The sequence below is a fragment of the Chitinophagaceae bacterium genome (genome assembly GCA_030053935.1).
In the GTDB taxonomy this organism is placed as follows: Bacteria; Bacteroidota; Bacteroidia; order Cytophagales; family JASGCU01; genus JASGCU01.
On the sequence record JASGCU010000011.1, the window covers coordinates 1 to 23,501 of the forward strand.

Here is a 23,501-nt window from a genome sequence, read left to right on the forward strand (position 1 = left end):
AAATAAAAATACTTTTAAAAGAAAAACTACCTCAATACTTATGCCCGAGAAATATATATTTTGTAGAACAGATACAAAAAACTGCTTCCGGAAAAATACATAAAACAAACAAAGTCCCATTAAAAAATAAGATATAACAAAAAATTAAAACAACCGTCAACAAATTTTAAACAATTTCTCACATAAAAATATAGTTTTATTATATTCGTTATGCAATTTATTTATGAAATATCTAATTTTGTTAAAAAAAGAATAAATTGCGGTATTCTTAGTAACATAATTTCAAAAAATGAAAATTAGAAATATATTATAAACAAATAATGTTAAAAAATAAAAAAGCAAAGGAATTTATAATATTATTCATATATACATTAGTAGGGTTATCGTTCATAATACTTTTGTATTATTTACCTAAAGCAATCGTAAACAATAATACTAAAAACACAGAAACCACCATTCAAAAACAGAATAACTCTCTTGATGAAAAAACTTTAGACGATATAAAAAAAATAGAAACATATAAAAAAAAACATCAAAATACATATTCACCATTTTTTGATTCATTATTATCCATATATCTAAAATATAAAGAAATAGATAGTATGTATTTTTATACAGACAGATTACTAGAAAAAGATATTTCTCTCCCAACTTTAAAAAAAATAACAACTTTTTACTATAATATTTACGAAAGTTCACTAGACAATCAAAAATATCAAAAATATGGATTAAAATGCGTAAAATGGTTAAAAAAAATATTAGAAAAAGAAGAGAGCAGTGATATAAAAATAAAATTATCTATGATTTTAATAAATTCAGAAAATCCTATGGAAGGAATATCGCTTTTAAAAGAGATTTTAACGACAGAGCCGAATAATATAGAAGCATTATATAGCTTAGGATTTTTGTCTATACAATCTTCCCAATACAAAAAAGCAGAAGAAAGGTTTTTAAAAGTTCTTGAATTAGACAGTTTACATTACAGATCTTTATTTTATATGGGATATATTGCACAGGAATTTTATAATAATAAAAAAGAGTCCCAAAAATGGTTTATAAAAGCAAAAAACACATCAAAAAACGATACAATTTTTACAAATACGATAGATTCATATATAAAAAATCAATAATTACATATAAAATAAATTAAAAAACAAAAAAATGCCCTGCGGTAAAAAAAGAAAAAGACACAAAATATCAACACACAAAAGAAAAAAAAGATTAAGAAAAAATCGTCATAAGAAAAAATAATTTATATTATTAACCCCATTAAATAAATCATCTTTGTGAGCAATGAATTAATTGTAAATGCAACAGAACAAGGATGTAGATTGGCGCTTTTAAAAGAAAAAAAAATAGTTGAGTATCATCACGAAAGTGCAGATGCGAGGTTTAACGTAGGAGATATTTTTTTAGGAACAGTATCAAGAATTGTTCCAGGATTAAATGCTGCTTTTATATCATTGGGAGAAGAAAAAGATGCTTTTTTGCACTATTTGGATTTGGGTTCCCAAATAGCGTCTCTCAATAAATTTATAAAAATTATTACCGATCCCTATCAAAGTAAAAACCTCAATTATAAACTAAAAGGATTTACTATAGAACCAGAGATAGATAAAAAAGGGAAAATGACACAAATATTGTCAAGAAACCAAAAAATACTGGTACAAATAGTAAAAGAGTCAATATCTACAAAAGGACCACGATTGAGCTGTGATATATCAATAGCAGGACGTTACCTTGTTCTTGTCCCCTTTTCAAAAGGGGTAAACGTTTCAAAAAAAATAGAAAGTGGTGACGAAAGGAAAAGATTATCTAGATTAGTATTATCTATTAAACCAGAGAACTTTGCAGTTATAGTGAGGACAGTTGCTGAAAAAAAAGAAGTACTAGAACTAGATAGAGATCTGAAAAATCTTTTATCTATTTGGGAAGAAGGGATAGCAAAACTCCAAACTGCAAAAGTACACGATAAAATTATCGGGGAAATGAATCGCACCACCTCTGTTTTAAGAGATATTTTGAACGAATCTTTTGATGCTATACATATAGATAATAAAAATATGTATACCGAAGTGAAGAATTATATAAAAAATATCGCACCGGAAAAAGAGAAAATCGTAAAACTCTATACTCATAAAACAAAAATATTTGAGTATTTTGGCATAGAAAAACAATTACGAATGGCTTTTGATAGGACCGTAAATCTATCTGGTGGTGGCTATATTATTATAGAACATACAGAAGCACTTTATGTAATAGACGTAAATAGTGGAAATAAATCTACGATAGAACAAAATCAAGAAGCTACCGCCCTTAGTGTTAATATAGAAGCATGTATAGAAATATCCAGACAACTAAAATTAAGAGATATGGGAGGTATCATTGTTATAGATTTTATTGATATGCGGTCATCCGAAAATAAGAAAAAAGTATATGACAAATTAAGAGAAGAGATGGAAACCGACAGAGCTAAGCATATAATACTACCTCTTTCTAAATTTGGACTTATACAAATTACTAGAGAACGAGTGAGACCCGTTCCTAAAATATCTACACAAGAAATGTGTTACGCTTGCTCAGGAACAGGAAAACTTGGAACAGCAATATCTATATCAGATAAAATAGAAGAAAATATAGAATATATTTTAAAAAAGCAAAATGAGAAGAAATTAACTCTTACAGTCCACCCATATCTTTTTTCTTATTTTACAAAAGGTGTTTTTTCTATAAAAATTCATTGGTTTTTTAAATATAAAAAATGGATTAAAATTATAGAAGATACTTCTTTAGGAGTTGGAGAATTTCATTTTTATAACGCTTTCGGAGAAGAAATAGAAACATTAGAGAAAAAAGAAATAAAAATAGAAAATCCCATTGAAAGATTTGATGTTTAACTGTAATAATACATATATTTATTCTATATAAGTAATAAAAAAACACCTTATGCATGTTGATATTATTGATTTGATATCTGTATTAGTATCTTTAGCTGCATTTTTTTCGTTGATAAACACAAGATTTTTAAAACTCCCCAATTCTATTGGGCTTATGTTTATAGGACTCATGGTATCGCTATTTGTATTTATTTTAGGATTTTTTTTTCCCCATATATTAAAAATAGCTCAATACATAACAGAAGAATTTGATTTTAAAGACGTACTTTTTCATATAATACTCAATTTTCTATTATTCTCAGCAGCTATTAATATTAATTTAAGAAAGTTTTCCGAAGAATCTGGTAAAATATTTTTTCTTTCATTAGTAGGTATTGTATTTTCTACTACAATAATAGGATTACTCATGTTTTATATCTTACCTCTTCTGCAGGTAAATATAGATTTGAAAGAATGCTTTTTATTTGGGGCAATACTATCTCCTACTGATCCTGTAACAGTGCAATCTCTTATAAAGAAGTTTAAACTTTCCATAGATGTTGAAACAATCATCGGTAGTGAATCTTTATTAAATAATGGGATCGGGATACTCGTATTTTTATCTATATTGAAAATAAATACAGGAGAGTTAGACATACTTAATATAGAGCATATAGCATTCTCATTAATACAAGAAATATTTGGAGGTATTTTTTTAGGAGTAGTCATGGGATATGCATGTTTAAAATTTTTACGTAAAATAGATAACGATCATGTAGAAATAGAAATTTTGTTAACTGTTACAATAGTTATAGTAGCTTCCCGTATTGGTAATCTTTTTGAAATATCCGGTACATTGGCAGTAATAATGATTGGATTATTTGTAGGAAGTGAAGGAAAAGATCAAAACGTATCCTCTTCTACAGGAATTTATGTATATAGATTTTGGTATCTTATAGATGAAGCACTTATATCTATTTTGTACATATTAGTTGGATTTGAAATTATTATTCTCATTGATTCTATTAATTATTTAAATATAGGTATGGCTTTACTTATTATATTATTAGTATTTATAACGAGATATATAACAATCTTCTTTTCTGTAACTATTATAAATTTATTTAAACAATGGCCGTATAATATGGTATCTATTCTTACTTGGGGAGGAATAAAGGGTCCCATTTCTATAGCTTTAGCACTTTATCTACCAGATACTCTTGGGGAAACAAAAAAAATATTACTATTTTGTACTTACTTTATTGTAGTTTTTTCCATGTTTATTCAAGGGTTTGTATTAAGAAAAATTTTAAATAAAAATTCATAAGTACAATTTACTGTATGTATACCTGTAGAAGAATATTAGAATTTAAAAATAGATATTTTTTATTACAATAATAAAATACATCAATTACCAAAATTATTTTTTTTATAAATTTAATATTATTTACTAAATTTTTATACACTATGAAATTAAGTATAGCAGAGGGTTTACTACTCATAGCTTTTGATGATACGGAAGGGCGTTTACTTGCAGATGCAGATAAGGGAATAGATAATGCTCTTATAGGAGCACTATTAATGGAATTAGGTTTACTAAAAAAAGTATCTTTTAAAAATAATGTTATTACCATCCATAATAATTCTTTAACCGATAATAAATTATTAAACCTTGGTATAAAAGTAATAGAAGAATACAACAATTTTGATGCTATAGATTTTATAGAATCATCGTCTTCAGGGAAATTAAAAAATATAAAAGAAGAAACTACTTCTTTATTGGTGGAAAGAGGGATTTTAAAAAAAGAAGTAACGAAACTTTTATGGCTTCCTATCTCTCAAAGAATGGATAATGCAAATTACACCTTTGAGCGAGAGATTAGAGATACTATAAAATCAATAGTTATGAATAATATGACCCCGCCTCCTGCATTTGTAATACTCATAGTTTTACTAGCAAGTTTAAAAATATTGGACGATATCTTCCCAAAAGACGAAGAACACATTGATGCAGTAAAATATGCAAAAGATATTCTTAAGTTTCGTTATATAGATCCAAATATATCAGAAACATTAGAAGCAATAAAAAATCACATCCTTCATTTATAATACTCTTTTAATCTTATAAACTCCTCATAAAAAGACAGAGAATACTCATACATTTTTGTGTATTTTCAGAATGAATTTTGGATGCTACACCAAAAAGTTGTTTTTTATACTATGTCTAATTTTCTAACTGTTTGGTTACCAATAGTTTTAGAACCGAATATTTTGGTAAAAGACAGATTTCCATAACATACTCATTTTTTGAATGCATTAAAAACGTATTACAAGCATTTTACACATAATCTCACAAAATTTTGTGCATTATTTATGATTTTCAGAACAAATTCAAAAATCGTATGAATAAACTGCAATTATGTCAGTATAGTATGGTGCCAAATATGACAAAATACAAGTAAATTAGAATGGCATAAAAAATGTATTTTTATTAAGTATAAAAACACAGTTACAATTTATTCATTTTTTCATTAAATATATTTATATTATGTCACAAGTAAAATTTAAACCATTAGCAGATAGAGTGTTGGTAGAAGCATCACCTGCAGAAGAAAAAACACTATCGGGTATAATTATTCCTGATACAGCAAAAGAAAAGCCACAAAAAGGCAAAGTAATAGCAGTAGGAATAGGGAAAAAAGATGAGCCGATAACTGTAAAAGTAGGAGATACGGTACTATATGGAAAATATTCTGGTACCGAAATACATATAGACGGAAAAGATTATCTTATTATGAGAGAATCTGATATATTTGGCGTTATTTAAACGTTAAAGTTACAACTTAATTTTTTAACAAAAACTAAATAAACAAATTTAATTATTATGGCAAAAGAAATATTTTTTAGCACTGACGCAAGGGATAAATTAAAAAAAGGAGTAGATAGCCTTTCAAACGCAGTAAAAGTAACACTAGGTCCAAAAGGACGTAATGTTATTATTGGGAAAAAATTTGGAGCACCGAGTGTGACCAAAGACGGAGTTTCCGTAGCAAAAGAAATAGAACTAAAAGATCCTATAGAAAATATGGGAGCGCAATTAGTAAAAGAAGTAGCATCTAAAACAGCTGATGCTGCAGGAGATGGTACTACTACTGCTACTGTATTAGCACAAGCTATTTTCCAACATGGAATTAAAAACGTAGCTGCAGGCGCTAATCCGATGGATATCAAACGAGGAATAGATAAAGCAGTCGCAGCTGTAGTAGCAGACCTCAAAAAACAATCTAAAGCTATCTCTAAACCTAATGAAATACAACAGGTAGCTACTGTATCTGCAAATAACGATTCTTCCATCGGAAAAATGATTGCTGATGCAATGGATAAAGTAGGAAAAGATGGAGTAATAACAGTCGAAGAAGCAAGAGGAACGGAAACAGAGGTAAAAACAGTAGAAGGTATGCAATTTGATAGAGGATATGTATCACCTTATTTTGTAACAAACTCTGAAAAAATGGAAGCGGAACTAGAAAGCCCATACATACTCATATACGATAAAAAAATTAGTACTATGAAAGAAATGCTTCCTATTTTAGAGCAAACCGCACAAACAGGAAAACCCCTTCTTATTATATGTGAAGACATAGACGGTGAAGCCCTTGCTACCCTAGTAGTTAATAAATTAAGAGGTTCTCTCAAAGTAGCTGCTGTAAAAGCACCTGGATTCGGAGATAGAAGAAAGGCAATGTTAGAAGATATTGCTATACTTACAGCAGGAACTCTTATATCCGAAGAACGTGGATATAAATTAGAACATGCTACCTTAGACTATTTAGGAAAAGCAGAAAAAATAAACATAGATAAAGATAACACCACCATAGTAAACGGCGCAGGAAAATCTGCTGATATAAAAGCAAGAGTAAACGAGATCAAAGCTCAGATAGAATCAACTACTTCTGACTACGACAAAGAAAAATTACAAGAACGTCTTGCTAAATTATCTGGTGGAGTGGCTATCTTATATATCGGAGCAGCTACTGAAGTAGAAATGAAAGAGAAAAAAGATAGAGTAGATGATGCTCTTCACGCAACCAAAGCGGCCGTCCAAGAAGGAGTAGTTGCAGGAGGTGGAGTTGCTTTCATCAGAAGTATAGAATCTCTTAAATCTCTGAAAACTGAAAACGAAGACCAAGAAACAGGAGTAAATATTATACGACTTGCACTTGAAGCTCCTTTGAGAACCATAGTAGAAAACGCAGGATGTGAAGGATCTGTCATAGTTCATAAAGTAAAAGAAGGAAAAGATGACTTTGGATACAATGCATCTACCGATAAATATGAAAATATGATAAAAGCCGGAATAGTAGACCCTACAAAAGTAACACGTCTTGCAATAGAAAATGCCGCTTCCATAGCAGCACTTCTACTCACAACCGAATGTGTTATCGCTGACAAAGTAGATGAAGATAAAGCACCATCTATGCCTCCAGGTGGAGGAATGGGAGGTATGATGTAGTAGATTTCAATTTTTTCACAAATAAAAACACATACAGTAATTAAACCCTTTCTATTCTATAGGAAGGGTTTTTTTATTCTTAATAAATATGTATCTCAATTACTATTTCTTTCAATCACTCTGCCCAGAAATAAAATTATTTCTAGAAGGATTCCAACTGCGAGAGTGCTTCAGCCAAGAAAAAGAAGAACTTATATTCCTCTTTAAAAAAAATAAAGAAGAAAAATATATAAAAGTATCCGTAACCTCCGAGATGCCTTATATTCTTTTTCCTCAAAATGTCATACGTGCAAAAAAAAACACAAAAGATATTTTCTCATTTGCAATAAATGGAACCGTAAAAAACTGCTCCGTCATATATAATGATAGATCTTTCCTCCTAGAATTAGACAATGAATCTACATTTTTATTTAAAATGCATGGCTCTGTATCTAATATTATTGCTTATGATAAAAACAACATACCACATCTCTTTAAAAATATTCTAAAAACAGACCTTTTATTAACCCCAAAAAGCTTAGAAAAAAATTTACCTCTCTCTTTTGAAAGATTTCAAGAACTCAATGGGGAAATAAAAAATTTTCTCCCAACCTTAGGAAAAGAATGCGAACGATATCTCTCACAACAAAATTACTACACAAGTGATACAGAACAACAATGGAAACTTATACAATACTTACTCAAAGAATTTGAAAAAAAACAGTTTTATATACAAAATAATCTGTTGACTCTCTTCCCACCAAATGGAGAATCTTTTATATCCCATTCCGCAATAGAAGCCAATAATATCTTTGTCCAAAAATTAATAAAAGACCACTATCTTAACAAAAATAAAAAAAAACTCCTATCCCAAATATCAAATAACATTCGTAAATATACTATTTCCATAGAAGAAAAAAGAAAAAGATTGCAAACCCTTGCCACTCAAAAGAATTACAAAGAACTTGCTGATATCCTTATGGCAAATATACATAAGCTCCAAAAAGGAATGGAAAAAGCTACCCTTTTTAACTTTTATCAAAATGCCGAAGTAGAAATTCCCTTAAATAAACTCCTCTCGCCTCAAAAAAATGCTGAACTATTCTATAAAAAATATAAAAATCAATTCATAGAAGTAGAAAACCTGGAAACCTCTATCAAACAAAAAACAGAAATAAAAGAAAATCTCCAAAAAAAATTAGCAGATATAGAAAGAATAGAAAATGTGAAGGTTCTAAAAGAATTTAGTGAAATACATGAAACATTAGAAACAAAAAAAAAAGAATTAGAACACAAACATTATTGGGCATACGAAAAAATGGGGTACGAAATACGGGTCGGCACAAATGGAAAAAACAATGAAAAACTGCTTTCACAAGCAGGAAATAAAAATGATATGTGGCTCCACGTAAAAGATGCTCCCGGAAGCCATGTAATTATAAAATGGAAACCCGGACAAAATTTCCCCCAACCCGTAATAGAATATGCTGCAGGATTAGCAGCAAAATACTCAAAAAAAAAAAATGAAACCCTTTGCCCCGTAACCGTAACCCCCCGAAAATTTGTAAGAAAAGCAAAAGGAGGAAAACCAGGAACCGTCATCGTAGAAAAAGAAGAAGTAATTTTAGTCCCCCCGTTATAAATATTTCCTTATCTGACAAAGTAAAAAATCTCAAGAAAAAAAAAGAGTCCCTTGATAAAACAAGGGACTCACAAAAATATTAAAAATATATTTTTTCTGTAATGCATTTATTGTAATATTTACAATAAAACGTACAATTTACTGCCTCAAAATAATAATTCCTACGTGAAGAATGCTTCCATTTCCTCCCGAATACTGGTCAAAACTTAGAATAGGGAAATTTTGTGCTGTTGGTAGCCCTGCCTCAGTTGTTGCAGTAGATAAAATGTATCCCGTAGGATTTGTTTGTGACTTCCCTTGATTATATACAGTAAAAGTTATTCCATTAAGATTTGTTAATCTTGCACCTGCTACTAAGTTTGCAGCTGTGCTAGTACCACTTTTAGAAGTAAAAGAACCTGTGAATATGTGATTTTTAACAAATGCTGATGCAGTTGTAGAATTTGTTTTTATACTCGCTAAAAGTTGCTCTTTTGTTATACTCTGAGTACCTGCGGCTAAAGCAAAAATATCGTTAGGAACAGTGGTAGGGAAAAAACAAGTATATGGCTTTGTGTTTGATGCGCCTAATTTTATTTTAAGAGAATCATTCGGATTGGTAAGATTTATTATATCTGCAATATCTGCAAACGCTTTTGCAAGAAAAACAGCTTGACCTACAGAACCTAACACAGACCCAATCTGACTAAATACTGCTACGGGAGGAATTAATATGGCTTCTACTACATGTACTACTCCATTTGTTGCTTTTATATCTTTTTTCGCATCAGTGATTTTTACCGTAGTATTAGATCCACCTTCTCTTACAGTTCCTGTTGCAGAAATAGTTAAATTTTCTGTCTGTAAAGTAGTAACTGTTTTTCCTAATATATCATTAAACAACTTTTGATCTTTTGCAAAGTGAAAATTTAATACTGTTAGTACTACATCTTCTCGTATAGTGGAAAGATCTGCTGATAGAGTTGCTTTTAACGTTCTAAAAGCAGCGTTATTGGGAGCAAATACTGTATGTGCAACTGTTCCTTCTATGTATCCTTTTAAGGTAGAATTTGCAGTTACATAACTCGTAAAAATGCTCAAAGTAGTATCAGCTGCCAAAAGCTGTGCGATAGTTTGTGTTGGTACTGGTTCTGGTGGAGTTGTAGTACATCCAGAAAATAAAACACTCCCTATCATAATCAAGGCAAAAATCGCCTTCTTTAAAAAATTTAATTTGATCATGTATTTATTTAATTTTTAATTTAGTTATAAAATAATATAATTTATATTTGAATATTCTTTAAAATAAAAATGAAGAACCAGGAATTAAAAATTAATTGCTACAAATTCACTCTAAAAATATATTTATGTAAGTATGTTTTTTTTTTAAATAAAAACAATTTATTCTAATAATTAGAAGTAATTTTTTGTTTTTTATTATAAAAAAACGAAAATAATGAAATAAAAAACTAATTTTGAAAAAAGTTAATAAATAAAGAGTCAATAATTTATTTTTGAAATAATACAATTAATACAATGCAAGGAATATTATTTTTAGGGGGATTGGGAGCTTGGGAGGTGATTTTAATTTTGGGAGTATTTGTATTGCTTTTTGGTGCAAAAAAAATTCCCGAATTAGCGCGTGGGATAGGAAAAGGGATACGAGAATTTAAAGATGCTTCTCGGGATATAAAAAATGAAATAGAAGAAAATATAAAAGAGAAAACCGAAGAAAAACCAAAGGTGTGAAAACATTTCATTCTTTTTCAAAGATACAAGATGCTTTAAAAAATAAAACTATCACCTGTAAAGAAATAGTTCAAAATTATCTTTCTACCATAGAGAAAAAAAAACATTTGAATGCTTTTATAGAAGTATTTGATATAGAATCTTTACAGCAGGCAGAACTTATTGACGAAAAGTTATCTCACAATGTAGCGGGAAGATTGGCAGGAATGGTTATAAGTATAAAAGATGTTCTTTGTTATGAAGGTCATAGATTACAGGCAGGTTCTAAAATATTAGAAGGATTTATTTCTCCCTATACTGCTACAGCGGTACAACGATTATTAGATGAAGATGCTATTATAATAGGAAGAACGAATTGTGACGAATTTGCTATGGGTTCTTCTAGTGAAAGTTCTATTTTCGGATCAGTAAAAAATCCTATTCATTCAGAATATGTAGCCGGAGGATCTTCAGGAGGATCAGCAGTAGCAGTAAAAGCAGATATGTCGCTTGTTGCATTAGGAACAGATACAGGTGGTTCGGTAAGGCAGCCCGCATCTTTTTGTGGAATTATCGGACTAAAACCAACTTATTCGAGAGTTTCTAGATATGGATTACTTGCATACGCAAGTTCCTTTGATGTAATAGGTATATTTTCGCATACGATTGAAGACACTGCTTTGGTATTAGAAATAATTTCGGGTTCAGATGAATATGACGCTACGTGTTCTAAAAAAGAAAGAGAAATGTATACAGATTTATCCCCTATTACTAAAAAACGAATTGCTTATATAGAAGAAACTATATATTCTTCTGGCTTAGATAGAGATATTAAAAATCGCACTATGCAAATTATAGATTCTTTAAAAATAAAAGGGTATGAAGTAGAAAAAGTACATTTTCCCTATTTAGATTATATGTTACCTATTTATTATATTCTTACTACTGCAGAAGCGAGTAGCAATTTGGCAAGATATGATGGAGTAAAGTATGGATATAGCTTAGAAGAGTATAGTTTGGAGCATTTATATAAAAAAACAAGAAGCAGTGGGTTTGGATACGAGGTACAAAGGAGGATATTATTAGGAACATTTGTTTTAAGCAGTAGTTATAATGATACTTACTATATACAAGCATTAAAAGCAAGACGTATAGTAAGAGATGCTACGCGTAAGATATTAGAAAAATATGACTTTATTATTTTACCTACTACTCCAACTCCTGCATTTAAACAAGGAGAAAGGACAAATAATCCTGTGGAAATGTATTTAGCAGATTTGTTTACGGTACAGGCATCCGTTTGCGGTATTCCTGCGATTTCTCTTCCATTAGGAGAGCATCATACTGGATTACCCTTTGGAATACAAATTATGGCAGATATTTTTAAAGAAAAAGAACTTATATCATTTTCTCAACAGATAATGGAAAATAAATCATCTTTTTGATAAAAAATTGTAAAAATAAAAAAAATGGATTATTCTATACAAGAATTACTATTATTTTTTAGAAAAAAACAACATATTTCAAAATAATATAATTTTATGTTTTTTATCAATACAGATGATCCTCTCATATATATAAAGATTTTTTAGAAAAATATTGAATTTTATAACTATTGGTAATCAAGTAGTTACAAAATTATAAAATAAACGTATCAAAAGTAACTTTTCTGATTCGGCTCAAAGTAATCTAGAAAAAAATGAGCATTACGAAATCAGAATATCACAGAAATTACTTTATCATATAAAAATTTATACCTACAATTTTTTTATTTTTATTTACATTATTAATTAAAACCCTTAAACACGATGTATTGGACACTAGAACTGGCTTCTCATTTAGAAGATGCCCCATGGCCAGCAACAAAAGAAGAACTCATAGACTATGCTACTCGAAGTGGAATCCCATCTGAGGTAGTAGAAAATTTACAAGAATTAGACGATGATGGGATAGTATATGATAGTATAGAAGATATATGGCAGGACTATCCTTTTAAAGATGATTTTCTTTTCAATGAAGAAGAGTATTAACTTTTAACCAACCAATTATTATTAACAGTACAAAAAGGTACATATACATGGCAAAAATAAATTTTGGTGGTGTTGAGGAAGAGGTAGTAACGAGAGAAGAATTTTCTTTACAAAAAGCTAAGCAAACTTTGGAAAAAGAAGTTCTTGCAGTTATTGGATATGGAGTTCAAGGACCGGGTCAGAGTTTAAACCTCAAAGATAATGGCTTTCAGGTTATAGTAGGTCAGAGAAAAAATACGAATAGTTGGAACAAAGCTCTCAAAGACGGATGGATAGAAGGAAAAAATCTTTTTGATATAGAAGAAGCATGCGCAAAAGGAACTGTTTTACAATTTCTTTTATCTGATGCGGGACAAATTGCTTTATGGCCTGTGGTAAAAAAGCATCTCACAAAAGGAAAAACATTATATTTTTCTCATGGTTTTGGCATTACTTATAGTCAACAAACGGGAATAGTTCCTCCTCCGGATATAGATGTTATTTTAGTAGCTCCCAAAGGTTCAGGTACCAGTTTAAGGAGATTATTTTTAGAAGGAATGGGATTAAATAGTAGTTTTGCTGTGCATCAAAATGCTAGTGGGAGAGCGAGAGAAAAAGCAATTGCGATGGGAATAGCAGTAGGTTCGGGTTATCTTTTTGAAACTACTTTTTTAAAGGAAGTTACTTCAGATTTAACGGGGGAACGTGGTACTTTAATGGGAGCACTTGCAGGTATTTTAGAAGCACAGTATAATCTTTTGAGAAAAAAAGGGCATTCTCCATCCGAAGCATTTAATGAAACAGTAGAAGAATTAACTGAATCTTTAATAAAATTAGTAGCTGAAAACGGAATGGATTGGATGTATGCAAATTGCTCTACTACTGCACAAAGAGGAGCCTTAGATTGGAAAGGAAAATTTAGGGATGCTGTTACTCCTGTTTTTGAACAACTCTATGAGAGTGTTGTAACGGGAAACGAAGCAAAAATTACCATAGAAGCAAATAGAAAAGCTGATTATAGAGTAAAATTACAGGAAGAATTAGATGCCATTAAAAATTCTGAGATGTGGCAAACGGGATCACAAGTAAGAAAACTTCGTCCCAAAAAATAATTATGTATTCATTATATTTATTTATTATATAAATTTTTATTCATTATATAAATTCAATTTTACAAATCAAATATAACTATGTTACAAAAAACAAATAGTACCAATATTTTTATAATAGGTATTGGATGTATACTGTTTTTAGGATTAAGTAATTTTGGACCTACCCCATCTGCTTCGGATAAGTTAAAAGAAAAAACGTATTCCATTGCTCAGGGGATAGAATCTAAGGTTATTGATTGGAGGCATGATATCCATCAAAATCCAGAACTCAGTAATAGGGAGTTTAGAACTCAGGAGAAAATAGAAAAACACCTCAAAAGTTTAGGATTAGAAGTATCTCGTTCTGCGAAAACTGGTGTTGTAGGTTTATTAAAAGGTGGGAAGCCTGGTCCAGTAGTAGCTCTACGAGCAGATATGGATGCTCTTCCTGTATTAGAACGTGTTCCTCTTCCATGGGCTTCTCAAGTAAAAGGAGAATACAATGGACAAGAAGTTCCTGTTATGCATGCATGTGGACATGATACTCACGTTTCGATTTTAATGGGAGTAGCAGAAATACTTTCTCAAATAAAAGGTGATCTCAAAGGGAGCGTTAAATTTATATTTCAACCTGCTGAAGAAGGTGCTCCAAACGGAGAAGAAGGCGGTGCAGAACTTATGGTAAAAGAAGGAGTATTGGAAAACCCAAAAGTAGATGTTATTTTTGGACTTCATATAAATTCTCAAACAGAAGTAGGTAGCATTCGATGTAAAACAAAAGGAATAATGGCGGCTGTTAATTCTTTTTCTATCAAAATAAAAGGAAGACAAGCCCACGGTTCACAGCCGTGGAGTTCCGTAGATCCAGTAGTTACAGCAGCTCAAATTATCAATAATTCTCAAACGATTGTAAGTAGAAATATGCCACTTGTAAAAGCGGCGGCTGTTCTTACTTTTGGTAGTATTCATGGTGGGGTGAGAAGTAATATTATCCCCGAAGAAGTTACCCTTGTTGGAACTATTAGGACTTTGGATCAAGGAATGAAAGAAACTTTATTACAGAGATTGAACGTTCTAGTAACTAATACAGCAGAAGCTATGGGAGCTACAGCAGAAATAACTATAGATAAAGGTTACCCCATTACTTATAATCACGTAGGGTTAACGGAAAAGATGATGGCATCATTAGAAGCTGCTGCAGGGAAAGAAAATGTAATGGGTATGGACGCAAGTACTGGTGCCGAAGATTTTTCATACTTTCAAGAAAAAGTTCCTGGTATGTTTTTCTTTTTAGGAGGCATGCCAAAAGGTACTGATCCTAAAACAGTAAGTTCTCACCATACGCCCGATTTTTATGTAGATGATAGCGGTATGCTATTAGGTATGAAGGCGTTCTGTTCTTTGGTATTGGATTATATGGAAAAACCTATGATCTCAAAATAAATTACTTGTAACTATTTAGATAAAGAAGTTACCATTGTTAATAGCACACTAATTGAACTGATTAGCACCAGTTCAATTAGTGTGCTATTTTCTTTTTTAAGTATCAATTTAACATACTGATAAAACTGATTGTACTTATTATTTTTATTGGTGAAAAGCTATAGGGTTATTGAATAATATCTAAATAGAATTCTTGGTTTTTTTTTGATAGTAGTTTGAATTCTATTTCTATATTCTTTATTATTTCTAATAAGGCATTTATTTTACCGTCTACGGGGAAATATTTATTTATTATGATTACCTTGTGTTCTTTTACAATACAGTATCCTGATTGAAAATTTCCTTTTTCATATCTTAGGGAGAATTCGGATTCGCTGAGTATGTCTTCTAGTGTAGAAAGTGTTTTTTTAGAATATTTCATTACATATAATAAATAAGTGGAGTCGGGCGGATTCGAACCGCCGTCCAAATAAGGTAAAGTATGGATTGCCTACATGTTTAGTTATTTATTTGTTTAATCAATAAACTTGTAAATAACAACTTATTTATTGACGATTTACGTAAGATTTCGCATCGTTGAAGTAACCACAAGGAAGCTATTTTTACCTGTATGACACCTCTAACCAACGTCGGTAAAAAAGAACGTTGAGAGATGTGGCAAGAAACCCTACTACGAGTTTTACTTTTTCAGCAGTATTACTTTTTAGGTAATATTAAGCAGCCATGGCGTAGTTATTTTCGCCAATTACTATTGTGAACGAATTTATCACGGATGTACATTCCTCACCCGACATGCCAATACATCATTACTCTACTGTCAAAACCTGTCGACCCCATGTTTTAAAAATCTCCCAAAGTTTCAGGAATTTGTGCTAATGCTTTTTGGAGTTCTTCATTATTTGGGGCTACCCCGTGCCATTTATGGCTTCCCATCATATAATCTACTCCATATCCCATTTCTGTTTTCATTAAATTTATCAGGGGGATACCCTTTCCTAAAAGATTTTTTGCTTTTTTTAATTCTTCTACTATATTTTCTATATTATTGCCGTGTGTTTCTATTACTTTCCAACCGAATGCTTCATATTTTGCTCGCAGATTTCCTAAACTGTTTATGGTATCTACGGGACCATCTATTTGTTGTCCATTACAGTCTATTGTAGCGATAACATTATCTATTTTATTATGGGCGGCATAAAGAACTGCTTCCCAAATTTGTCCTTCTTGTTGTTCTCCATCTCCCATAAGTACATATACTATACTGGTATCTTTGTTGAGTTTTTTAGTTTGTGCTGCTCCTATGGCTACAGATAATCCTTGCCCCAAAGAGCCACTTGCTATACGAATACCAGGGAGGTGTTCTTCTGGTGTTGGGTGTCCTTGTAATCTACTATTTATATGTCTAAAGGTATGTAATTCTGATATATCAAAATGTCCACTTCTTGCTAAAACGCTATACCAAACAGGAGATATATGTCCATTGGATAGAAAAAATAAATCTTCTCCTTCCCCATTCATATCAAAAGGGATATGATAATTCATAATATGAAAATATAATGCTACCATAAAATCTGTACATCCTAAAGAACCGCCAGGATGTCCTGACTGTGCTTTATGCACCATTCTTACTATATCTCTTCTCACCTGTGAGGATATTTTTTGTAGTTCGTTTATATTGTTTGTTTTCATTGTGGTTATTTCCATTATGTATTTGTGAACAAGTAGCAAAATAATACTTTTTTATTATTTACTACATATTTTGTAATTTACTCTAAAAAATGTTTAAAAATATGTTTTATTTTGAGATATGAGATAGAATATTTTTTTTGTTATGATTTTGTAATAGGTACGGGTGCGATTGTGAGCGATGGCTTCTTCCCAAAACGGCCTTTTTCATTTTTTACTTCTAGATTCAAAACGCCTCTAGGGCAAACAGAGGAGCATACACCACATCCTACGCAAGAAGATCTTATTATATTTTGTCCTCTTTGGGCATACCATCTCACGTCTATTCCCATTTCACAATAAGTAGAGCAATTTCCACAACTGATACATTGCCCCCCGTTAGTAGTAATACGGAATCGGCTCTTAAATCTTTGTACTATTCCTAAATATGCTGCTAGAGGGCATCCAAATCTACACCATACTCTATTTCCCATAAGTGGGTAGAATCCTGTTCCTACAACTCCCGCAAAACCAGCACCTATAAATGCTCCATATACTTCTCTTATTTTGTAACTATCCACAAAGAAAAACCATGAGTCACCCGAAAAATACGTATAGACAACGGAGGCGGTCATTACTACAGCAAATACTAAAACACTATGAATCAGGATTCTTTCTATTTTCCATGCACCTAATGATTTATTAGATAATTGACGATAAGGGTCGCCTAAGGTCTCTGCTAGTCCTCCGCATCCACAAACCCACGAACAGTACCATCTTTTTCCAAAAAAATATACTAAAACCGGAACTCCTATAACAATAAGTATTATTCCCCAAAAGAGCATAAATAATCCTAAATTTCCACTTTCTAAAAGATGATCTATACGGTATTCAAAAAAGAAACTGTAATCAAGGGGCCATATATTTTTGAAATCAATAGATGGTTTATTGAGTCGGGTTAATATTTCAGGGATAAGGAAAGCAAAACATGTTTGAAAAAATATAACAGAAGCCGTTCTGAGTATTTGATAATTACTATGTCTATAACGTATAAACATTCTCACACCCATTACTAAAATACAAAGTGTATAAATGAATCCGTAGAGAAAAAAATTACTTGCGGGCTGTTGTTTGAGAAAAAAGCTTATAGGATCTACCATTACAACCCATTGGGTCATATATTCAGGGAAAAAATAAAGCAGTACATAAAAAACAATGAGAAATGTCCCTGTAAAAATACCTAACCATCCCTTATTTTTCATAGCATTACGAAAAATATTTTTATTTCGTATTCCTGGTACTTCTATCTTATATATTGGAAGTATATATAAAAATGCCCCTATTAATGGCAGTATAAAACAGAGGAATAAAAATACATTTGGATATGTCTTTACAGGGCTGAGGGTAGCGGCTTTAGTAATTTGAAAATACAACCCTTTCGCTTTGTAACTATCAATACCTTTTTCGGATATTATAGCATATTTTTTTATATCATCTGTTACTTTAGAAAGATTATTTGTTAGATCTTCGGGTGAATTAAAAGTTTTTGCATCCAGCCAACTCGCATAAGATTTAAATGTGCTTTTTTTGAAGTCCGAAAGAGAATTTGTTTCTTGTAATACAGAATCTATCATATTTATTCTAAAAACAGAGGGAAAGGTTTCTATCCTTTTTACCACATTATCTATTTCTTTTGGAGATATGCCATAGACATCGGTTTGTTTTTTATTTATAATATCTATTATATTTTTTATATCAGAAACAAATTCAAAATTTGTAGCGTAGGTATTGTTAAAAATACTCGGTTTTTTTTCTGTAATAATAGAAATATGCTCTTGATTGGTAATGTATTGTTGTAATGTTGCGGAGGTTATGGTATAATCTGCAAGAAAAAATGAAATAAGAAATGAGAAAAAACCTACCACAAAAATAACGAGACCAAGGGTTTGAATTTTTTTATATGTATTCATAAAAAGAATAAAATTTAAAAGAATAGTATTACGAAAAGAACAATGTAGTATAATTTTAACAAAATAATATTAAAAAAACAAAAAAAGATTAAAAAAAACACTATCTAACTACGAAATTTTTATTTCTTTAACAAATTATATTATAATCTCTGATGACCATCTCACTGTATCCGATTCACTAACCCGAATCCCTAATCCATTAGCCATAATCTCCCATTTATTAAATCGAATCTTTGATTACAACATAAAAAAATTTGGGAAAGGGAATAGGATACAGATGGAAATGCAAAATTCCCTGATATTTTTTAATCTATTTTCAAAAAAGAGACATCTTGTTTTAAAAGATTAAGATTATTTACAAGAAACTGAGAGGAATTTAGATTATCTAAGCATTTTTTGAAAGGAGCGGTTGCAAATTTATTAAAATCCCTCCTTTGGAGGGGCTGGGGGAGCTAAAAAAAGAAGGGGAGTCGGAATTTTATAGTTGTTTTGTGTTCTACAAATATTTCGAGACTATGCACTTTTTGATTTGTATGTTGTTTCTACAAATATTTCGCCACTACGTTGCTTTTTAAGAGCGTAGCACTGTAGTAATTTGTAGAAACAACAACACAATCAAAAGGTGTGTAGCACCGAAACAAAAACATTTTGAGGTGTGAACAATTGGAAAAATAAAAAATTATGAACCTTACAGGGCAAGAAAAGGCATGAAATTTTATTATATTTTTGGGTAAGGTGAGTCTATTATTGAAATCATTGCTTCTATATTTGAATATGAAACTCAAATTAGACGCAAAATTATCTAATTTTATTGTAAATAATGGTATAATTTTTAGAAAAAAGAAAAACATATAAAAATTATCTTATTATGTGTTTTTTCAAAAACTATTTAACTAATCTAAAACTCAAAAAAATAATGATGCGTAAAACAATTCTTTTTATTGTTTGTATATGTATTTTTTACATACGTGCAGAAGCACAAAAAGATATATCACAAAAAACACTTGTAGGACATACTAATGGTATTACTGCTCTTTGTTTTTCACCTGATAATAATTTTATTGTCAGCGGCAGTACAGATAAAACCATAAGAGTATGGGATATTACTACAGGTTTGCAGGTAAAGATTTTCACTGAACATTCCGAAACTATAACTGCTTTAGAGTTTACCAAAGATGGTAAATATGTATTAAGTGCTAGTGATGACCATACTTTGAAGCTGTGGGATATAAATGGAGAAAACTCAGTGCGAACTTTTTCATGTCTTTCATCAGTGAAAACTTTTGCTTTCTTTCCTGATGGAAAAACTTTTTTAAGCGGAGGAGGAACCGATGTGATGACAGAAGATGAGAAAAAAAAGGTTACTACGAGAACCGAATTTAGTAGTGTTTTCTCAAAAAAAAAGAATGATTCTCGATCTACCAATTCTCGTTCTGAAATTTATAAATGGGATATAGAAACAGGTGAGAAAATAAAAACGTATAATACAACAGAGCGTCTTCATTCTGATATTATTGTAGCAATAAGTATTTCCCCCGATGGGAAAACAGTAGTATCCGCAGAATCAGGTGGAGATAAAAATAATGTTATACTTTGGAATGCAGAAACAAGTGTAATAATGCAAACTTTTCCCTTTGACGGGAAAGGGTTAGTGGGTTATCTTGGCTTTACTTCTAATCCTGATTTTATAATAACATTTGCAGGAAATCCACATTCGGGTTCAAAAGTAGTAGATTTTTTTGTAGGAGAAGAAAATATAAAAACAAATTTACAAATGTGGAGAATAAGGAAATATTCGTCACCTGAAGTGAAGTGTAATTTTGTGAGACATTCCAATGATGTAGATGTAGCAAAGATTTCTCCCAATGGGAACTATCTCGTAGCAAACACAAATCGTAAAGTTCTACTCTATGATATATCCGAAAATGGTTGTAAATACCTTAATACCTACGAAAAACACGATGGGCCTATAGAAGCTGTTGCAGTATCTCCCAACTCCAAGTATATTGCAAGTGGAAGTTTAGATAATACCATAAAACTCTGGTTATTAACCGCAGAATAAATTATTTCTTCTGGATTATATTTTTTCACCGTATATCGTCATAAAAAACATAAAATATCCTTGTAATTATTATATTTTTTATATACTTTTATAGGATTGTTTGTTTTATTTTATAAAATGTTTAGATTTGTGAAAGTAAAACAGATAGATGTGTTTTTTTAAACCTTGGTAGGAAATCAATTTTCCTTTTTATACTAGTTAGATAAAAATTAAAACAATGAGTAGTTTTTTAGGTAATGTAAGCAAGGTAATTATTGTATCCAATAGTATTGGAATATGTTTACTTGTGATTTATTTTGGAATGAGTGAAACATTTAATATACAAGAAAAGTATTTTTTACGTTCACTTGTTTCCCTTATCATAACAATTCTTTTAGGATGTACTATTTTAAAAATATCAATAGTATTAAAAATAGAAAAGATAAAAGAATATTCAAATATGTTTTTTATATTTGAAATAGGTATTATTTTTTTATTGCTACAAATTATTGTATTTTTCTCATTTCCTATTCTTTCTGAAAAATTCCCATTCTTCTCTTTTCTTACAAAAGAAACTTTTTTAATATGTTTATTTTCATCTATTTTTATTTTAGAACTATTCCAAAACAAGAGAGATAAAAAAAACAATTTTTTGGGGTATAGAAAGTTTCTCGGATAAAAATAGAAAGATGCCTTTCCTTATTAGATTGAATGACAGATGAATAATTTTTTACGTATTATTAGTATAGTAATTCTGGTTACGAGTGGTTTTGGGATTCTTATAATTTTATCGGATTTAGGGTTTAGTCGTTCTAATATTCAAGAAATATATTTACTACGTTCTCTTTTATCTGTTTGTGTATTAACGCTTTTCGGTTGTGGTATTTTAAAAATGTTATTAGAAAAACCTAAAAGAACCAAAAAGAAGAAAATAATCGTTCTTATATTTCAATCCTTGACGGGTTTTTTTCTTTTTTTTATTGTTTTATTTTTTGTTATTCCACATTTTTCTGAAACAATCCCTTCTTTATCTTTTCTTATAAAAGAAACTACCCTTATATGGCTCTTTCTTGTTATTTTTTTATTAGAATTATCTCGTCGCATTAGTGTATTATATAAAAAAATACATAGTCCCGCTACCTTATTTATTATTAGTTTTTTAGGAATGATCCTTTTAGGGACTTGTTTATTGATGATACCCGGTTCTACTAGAAATGGCATTAGTGCAATAGATGCATTATTTATTTCTACAAGTGCTGTTTGTGTAACAGGTCTTTCTACAATAGATCAAGGAACTTCTTTTACTCTTATGGGGTATGTTTTTTTATTAATACTGATACAATTAGGAGGAATTGGGATACTTACTTTTACCAGTTTTTTAGCTTTGTTCTTCAAAGATGGTTTTTCCTTTCATAATAGAATATTTGTAAAAGATGTTACCAATGCAAATAAACTCAATGAAGTAGTAGGGATCTTACATATGGTAATGTTATTTACCCTAGGGATAGAAATTTTGGGAGCATTTTTGATTTTTATTCAATTAGATTCTTCGCTTATGCCATCTTTATTCCAAAGAGTTTTTTTCTCTTTCTTTCATTCTATTTCTGCGTTTTGTAATGCGGGATTTTCTACTTATACAGATGGTCTTTATGATATAAAAATACGCTATCTATATGGTATTCACATAGTTATAGCTGTCTTGATAATATTAGGAGGATTAGGGTATACCGTTATTTTTAATATTCTTATATATCTCAAAAATCTCATTGTCAAAAACACATATATTCTTTTTGATAAAAAGTTTTTTTTCAAGATATATAATCGTAATTTTTTAAAAACAAATACTAATTCTAATACTATTGTTTTATATAATATAAACATGGGTTCTAAAATAGTTTTGATAAGCACGGGTATTTTACTTGCTTTTGGCACTCTTATGGTGTTTATGTTGGAATATAACAATACACTTACAGAGCATACTCTGTATGGAAAAATAGTAATCTCATTTTTTTCTTCTGTGACACCGAGAACCGCAGGATTTAATACTATAGATTTTGGGTTAGTTCACAATTCTACAGTTATGATTATTATACTTTTAATGTGGATAGGAGCTTCTCCTGGTTCAACAGGTGGAGGAATAAAAACAAGCACTTTTTTTATTTGTATACTTAATTTATTTAATATATTACAAGGGAAAGATAGAATCGAATTTTCTAAAAGAGAAATACCGTACGCAACAAACACAAAGGCGTTTTCTATCATAATTATTTCTTTACTTATCATCGGCACTGCTGTATTTTTTATTTTACTCTTTGACCCCGAACTTCCTTTCGTCAAAGTATGTTTTGAAAGTTTTTCCGCTTATGGAACAGTAGGTTTAAGTATGGGAATTACGCAAAAGTTAAGCACTGCAAGTAAATTTATTATTATTATTCTTATGTTTTTAGGAAGAGTCGGCTCTATAACTCTTTTAGTTGCCTTTGTTAAAAAAGTAAAAACACTTAAGTATAGATATCCTACTGAAGAAATATTTATTAACTAATTTTTACCCATAACTATTCTATC

General features: G+C 30.3%; 19 protein-coding genes and 1 other RNA gene. 15 read left to right on the forward strand and 5 right to left on the reverse strand.

What is annotated here, in order from left to right; translation table 11 throughout:
* Positions 1 to 320 precede the first annotated feature (320 nt).
* From QM536_02430 to QM536_02460, 7 genes are all read left to right on the forward strand, one after another.
* Complete coding sequence (locus QM536_02430; GenBank protein MDI9355867.1) at positions 321 to 1,130, forward strand: hypothetical protein; 810 nt, start codon at positions 321 to 323, stop codon at positions 1,128 to 1,130.
* A 156-nt stretch (positions 1,131 to 1,286) separates the two neighbouring features.
* Entirely contained in the window at positions 1,287 to 2,897 is a 1,611-nt protein-coding gene (locus QM536_02435) for an Rne/Rng family ribonuclease (GenBank protein ID MDI9355868.1), read from the forward strand.
* Positions 2,898 to 2,946: 49 nt separating this feature from the next.
* Positions 2,947 to 4,203 (forward strand): sodium:proton antiporter, encoded by a 1,257-nt coding sequence (locus QM536_02440; protein MDI9355869.1) that lies wholly within the window; start codon positions 2,947 to 2,949, stop codon positions 4,201 to 4,203.
* A 140-nt stretch (positions 4,204 to 4,343) separates the two neighbouring features.
* Positions 4,344 to 4,985 carry a GPP34 family phosphoprotein gene (locus QM536_02445; GenBank protein ID MDI9355870.1) on the forward strand — a complete coding sequence of 214 codons (642 nt, stop codon included), beginning with the start codon at positions 4,344 to 4,346 and terminating at the stop codon, positions 4,983 to 4,985.
* Between the two features lie 439 nt (positions 4,986 to 5,424).
* Positions 5,425 to 5,703, forward strand: coding sequence for a co-chaperone GroES (locus QM536_02450; protein MDI9355871.1), 279 nt, complete (start codon positions 5,425 to 5,427; stop codon positions 5,701 to 5,703).
* A 54-nt stretch (positions 5,704 to 5,757) separates the two neighbouring features.
* On the forward strand, positions 5,758 to 7,389 hold the full coding sequence (gene groL / locus QM536_02455; GenBank protein ID MDI9355872.1) for a chaperonin GroEL: 1,632 nt from the start codon (positions 5,758 to 5,760) through the stop codon (positions 7,387 to 7,389).
* Between the two features lie 88 nt (positions 7,390 to 7,477).
* Positions 7,478 to 9,010, forward strand: a complete 1,533-nt coding sequence (locus tag QM536_02460) for an NFACT RNA binding domain-containing protein (GenBank protein ID MDI9355873.1) — start codon at positions 7,478 to 7,480, stop codon at positions 9,008 to 9,010.
* A gap of 138 nt (positions 9,011 to 9,148) precedes the next feature.
* Here the strand turns inward: QM536_02460 and QM536_02465 are convergent, their stop codons facing one another.
* Positions 9,149 to 10,231, reverse strand: coding sequence for a fasciclin domain-containing protein (locus tag QM536_02465; GenBank protein ID MDI9355874.1), 1,083 nt, complete (start codon positions 10,229 to 10,231; stop codon positions 9,149 to 9,151).
* Positions 10,232 to 10,525: 294 nt separating this feature from the next.
* Between QM536_02465 and tatA the strand changes: the two genes are divergently transcribed.
* The 5 genes from tatA to QM536_02490 all read left to right on the forward strand — a co-directional run bounded on the left by tatA (position 10,526) and on the right by QM536_02490 (position 15,260).
* On the forward strand, positions 10,526 to 10,738 hold the full coding sequence (gene tatA / locus QM536_02470) for a twin-arginine translocase TatA/TatE family subunit (protein ID MDI9355875.1): 213 nt from the start codon (positions 10,526 to 10,528) through the stop codon (positions 10,736 to 10,738).
* Entirely contained in the window at positions 10,735 to 12,162 is a 1,428-nt protein-coding gene (gene gatA, locus QM536_02475; protein MDI9355876.1) for an Asp-tRNA(Asn)/Glu-tRNA(Gln) amidotransferase subunit GatA, read from the forward strand. The genes tatA and gatA overlap by 4 nt, the downstream gene beginning before the upstream one ends.
* Positions 12,163 to 12,525: 363 nt before the next feature.
* On the forward strand, positions 12,526 to 12,747 hold the full coding sequence (locus QM536_02480; protein ID MDI9355877.1) for a DUF2795 domain-containing protein: 222 nt from the start codon (positions 12,526 to 12,528) through the stop codon (positions 12,745 to 12,747).
* Positions 12,748 to 12,794: 47 nt separating this feature from the next.
* Positions 12,795 to 13,838, forward strand: coding sequence for a ketol-acid reductoisomerase (gene ilvC, locus QM536_02485; protein ID MDI9355878.1), 1,044 nt, complete (start codon positions 12,795 to 12,797; stop codon positions 13,836 to 13,838).
* 78 nt (positions 13,839 to 13,916) lie between these two features.
* Positions 13,917 to 15,260, forward strand: coding sequence for an amidohydrolase (locus QM536_02490; protein MDI9355879.1), 1,344 nt, complete (start codon positions 13,917 to 13,919; stop codon positions 15,258 to 15,260).
* 166 nt (positions 15,261 to 15,426) lie between these two features.
* Here the strand turns inward: QM536_02490 and QM536_02495 are convergent, their stop codons facing one another.
* The 4 genes from QM536_02495 to QM536_02510 all read right to left on the reverse strand — a co-directional run bounded on the left by QM536_02495 (position 15,427) and on the right by QM536_02510 (position 18,895).
* Positions 15,427 to 15,681, reverse strand: coding sequence for a hypothetical protein (locus tag QM536_02495; protein MDI9355880.1), 255 nt, complete (start codon positions 15,679 to 15,681; stop codon positions 15,427 to 15,429).
* A gap of 14 nt (positions 15,682 to 15,695) precedes the next feature.
* Positions 15,696 to 16,095: a transfer-messenger RNA gene (gene ssrA, locus QM536_02500) on the reverse strand.
* Positions 16,096 to 16,100: 5 nt separating this feature from the next.
* Positions 16,101 to 16,964: a transketolase gene (locus QM536_02505; protein MDI9355881.1), complete on the reverse strand. Its 864-nt coding sequence runs from the start codon at positions 16,962 to 16,964 to the stop codon at positions 16,101 to 16,103.
* Between the two features lie 125 nt (positions 16,965 to 17,089).
* Entirely contained in the window at positions 17,090 to 18,895 is a 1,806-nt protein-coding gene (locus QM536_02510; protein ID MDI9355882.1) for a 4Fe-4S binding protein, read from the reverse strand.
* Between the two features lie 916 nt (positions 18,896 to 19,811).
* Here QM536_02510 and QM536_02515 point away from each other — a divergent pair.
* From QM536_02515 to QM536_02525, 3 genes are all read left to right on the forward strand, one after another.
* Positions 19,812 to 20,957 (forward strand): WD40 repeat domain-containing protein, encoded by a 1,146-nt coding sequence (locus QM536_02515; GenBank protein ID MDI9355883.1) that lies wholly within the window; start codon positions 19,812 to 19,814, stop codon positions 20,955 to 20,957.
* A gap of 217 nt (positions 20,958 to 21,174) precedes the next feature.
* Positions 21,175 to 21,615: a hypothetical protein gene (locus QM536_02520; protein MDI9355884.1), complete on the forward strand. Its 441-nt coding sequence runs from the start codon at positions 21,175 to 21,177 to the stop codon at positions 21,613 to 21,615.
* 39 nt (positions 21,616 to 21,654) lie between these two features.
* Positions 21,655 to 23,478: a potassium transporter TrkG gene (locus QM536_02525; GenBank protein MDI9355885.1), complete on the forward strand. Its 1,824-nt coding sequence runs from the start codon at positions 21,655 to 21,657 to the stop codon at positions 23,476 to 23,478.
* The last annotated feature ends 23 nt before the right edge of the window (positions 23,479 to 23,501 follow it).

Coding starts and splice junctions, on each gene's coding strand:
- QM536_02430 (MDI9355867.1), top strand. CDS start 321: ATGTTAAAAAATAAAAAAGCAAAGGAATTTATAATATTATTCATATAT.
- QM536_02440 (MDI9355869.1), top strand. CDS start 2,947: ATGCATGTTGATATTATTGATTTGATATCTGTATTAGTATCTTTAGCT.
- QM536_02445 (MDI9355870.1), top strand. CDS start 4,344: ATGAAATTAAGTATAGCAGAGGGTTTACTACTCATAGCTTTTGATGAT.
- QM536_02450 (MDI9355871.1), top strand. CDS start 5,425: ATGTCACAAGTAAAATTTAAACCATTAGCAGATAGAGTGTTGGTAGAA.
- QM536_02460 (MDI9355873.1), top strand. CDS start 7,478: ATGTATCTCAATTACTATTTCTTTCAATCACTCTGCCCAGAAATAAAA.
- QM536_02465 (MDI9355874.1), bottom strand. CDS start 10,231: ATGATCAAATTAAATTTTTTAAAGAAGGCGATTTTTGCCTTGATTATG.
- tatA (MDI9355875.1), top strand. CDS start 10,526: ATGCAAGGAATATTATTTTTAGGGGGATTGGGAGCTTGGGAGGTGATT.
- QM536_02480 (MDI9355877.1), top strand. CDS start 12,526: ATGTATTGGACACTAGAACTGGCTTCTCATTTAGAAGATGCCCCATGG.
- ilvC (MDI9355878.1), top strand. CDS start 12,795: ATGGCAAAAATAAATTTTGGTGGTGTTGAGGAAGAGGTAGTAACGAGA.
- QM536_02490 (MDI9355879.1), top strand. CDS start 13,917: ATGTTACAAAAAACAAATAGTACCAATATTTTTATAATAGGTATTGGA.
- QM536_02495 (MDI9355880.1), bottom strand. CDS start 15,681: ATGAAATATTCTAAAAAAACACTTTCTACACTAGAAGACATACTCAGC.
- QM536_02505 (MDI9355881.1), bottom strand. CDS start 16,964: ATGGAAATAACCACAATGAAAACAAACAATATAAACGAACTACAAAAA.
- QM536_02510 (MDI9355882.1), bottom strand. CDS start 18,895: ATGAATACATATAAAAAAATTCAAACCCTTGGTCTCGTTATTTTTGTG.
- QM536_02515 (MDI9355883.1), top strand. CDS start 19,812: ATGATGCGTAAAACAATTCTTTTTATTGTTTGTATATGTATTTTTTAC.
- QM536_02520 (MDI9355884.1), top strand. CDS start 21,175: ATGAGTAGTTTTTTAGGTAATGTAAGCAAGGTAATTATTGTATCCAAT.
- QM536_02525 (MDI9355885.1), top strand. CDS start 21,655: ATGAATAATTTTTTACGTATTATTAGTATAGTAATTCTGGTTACGAGT.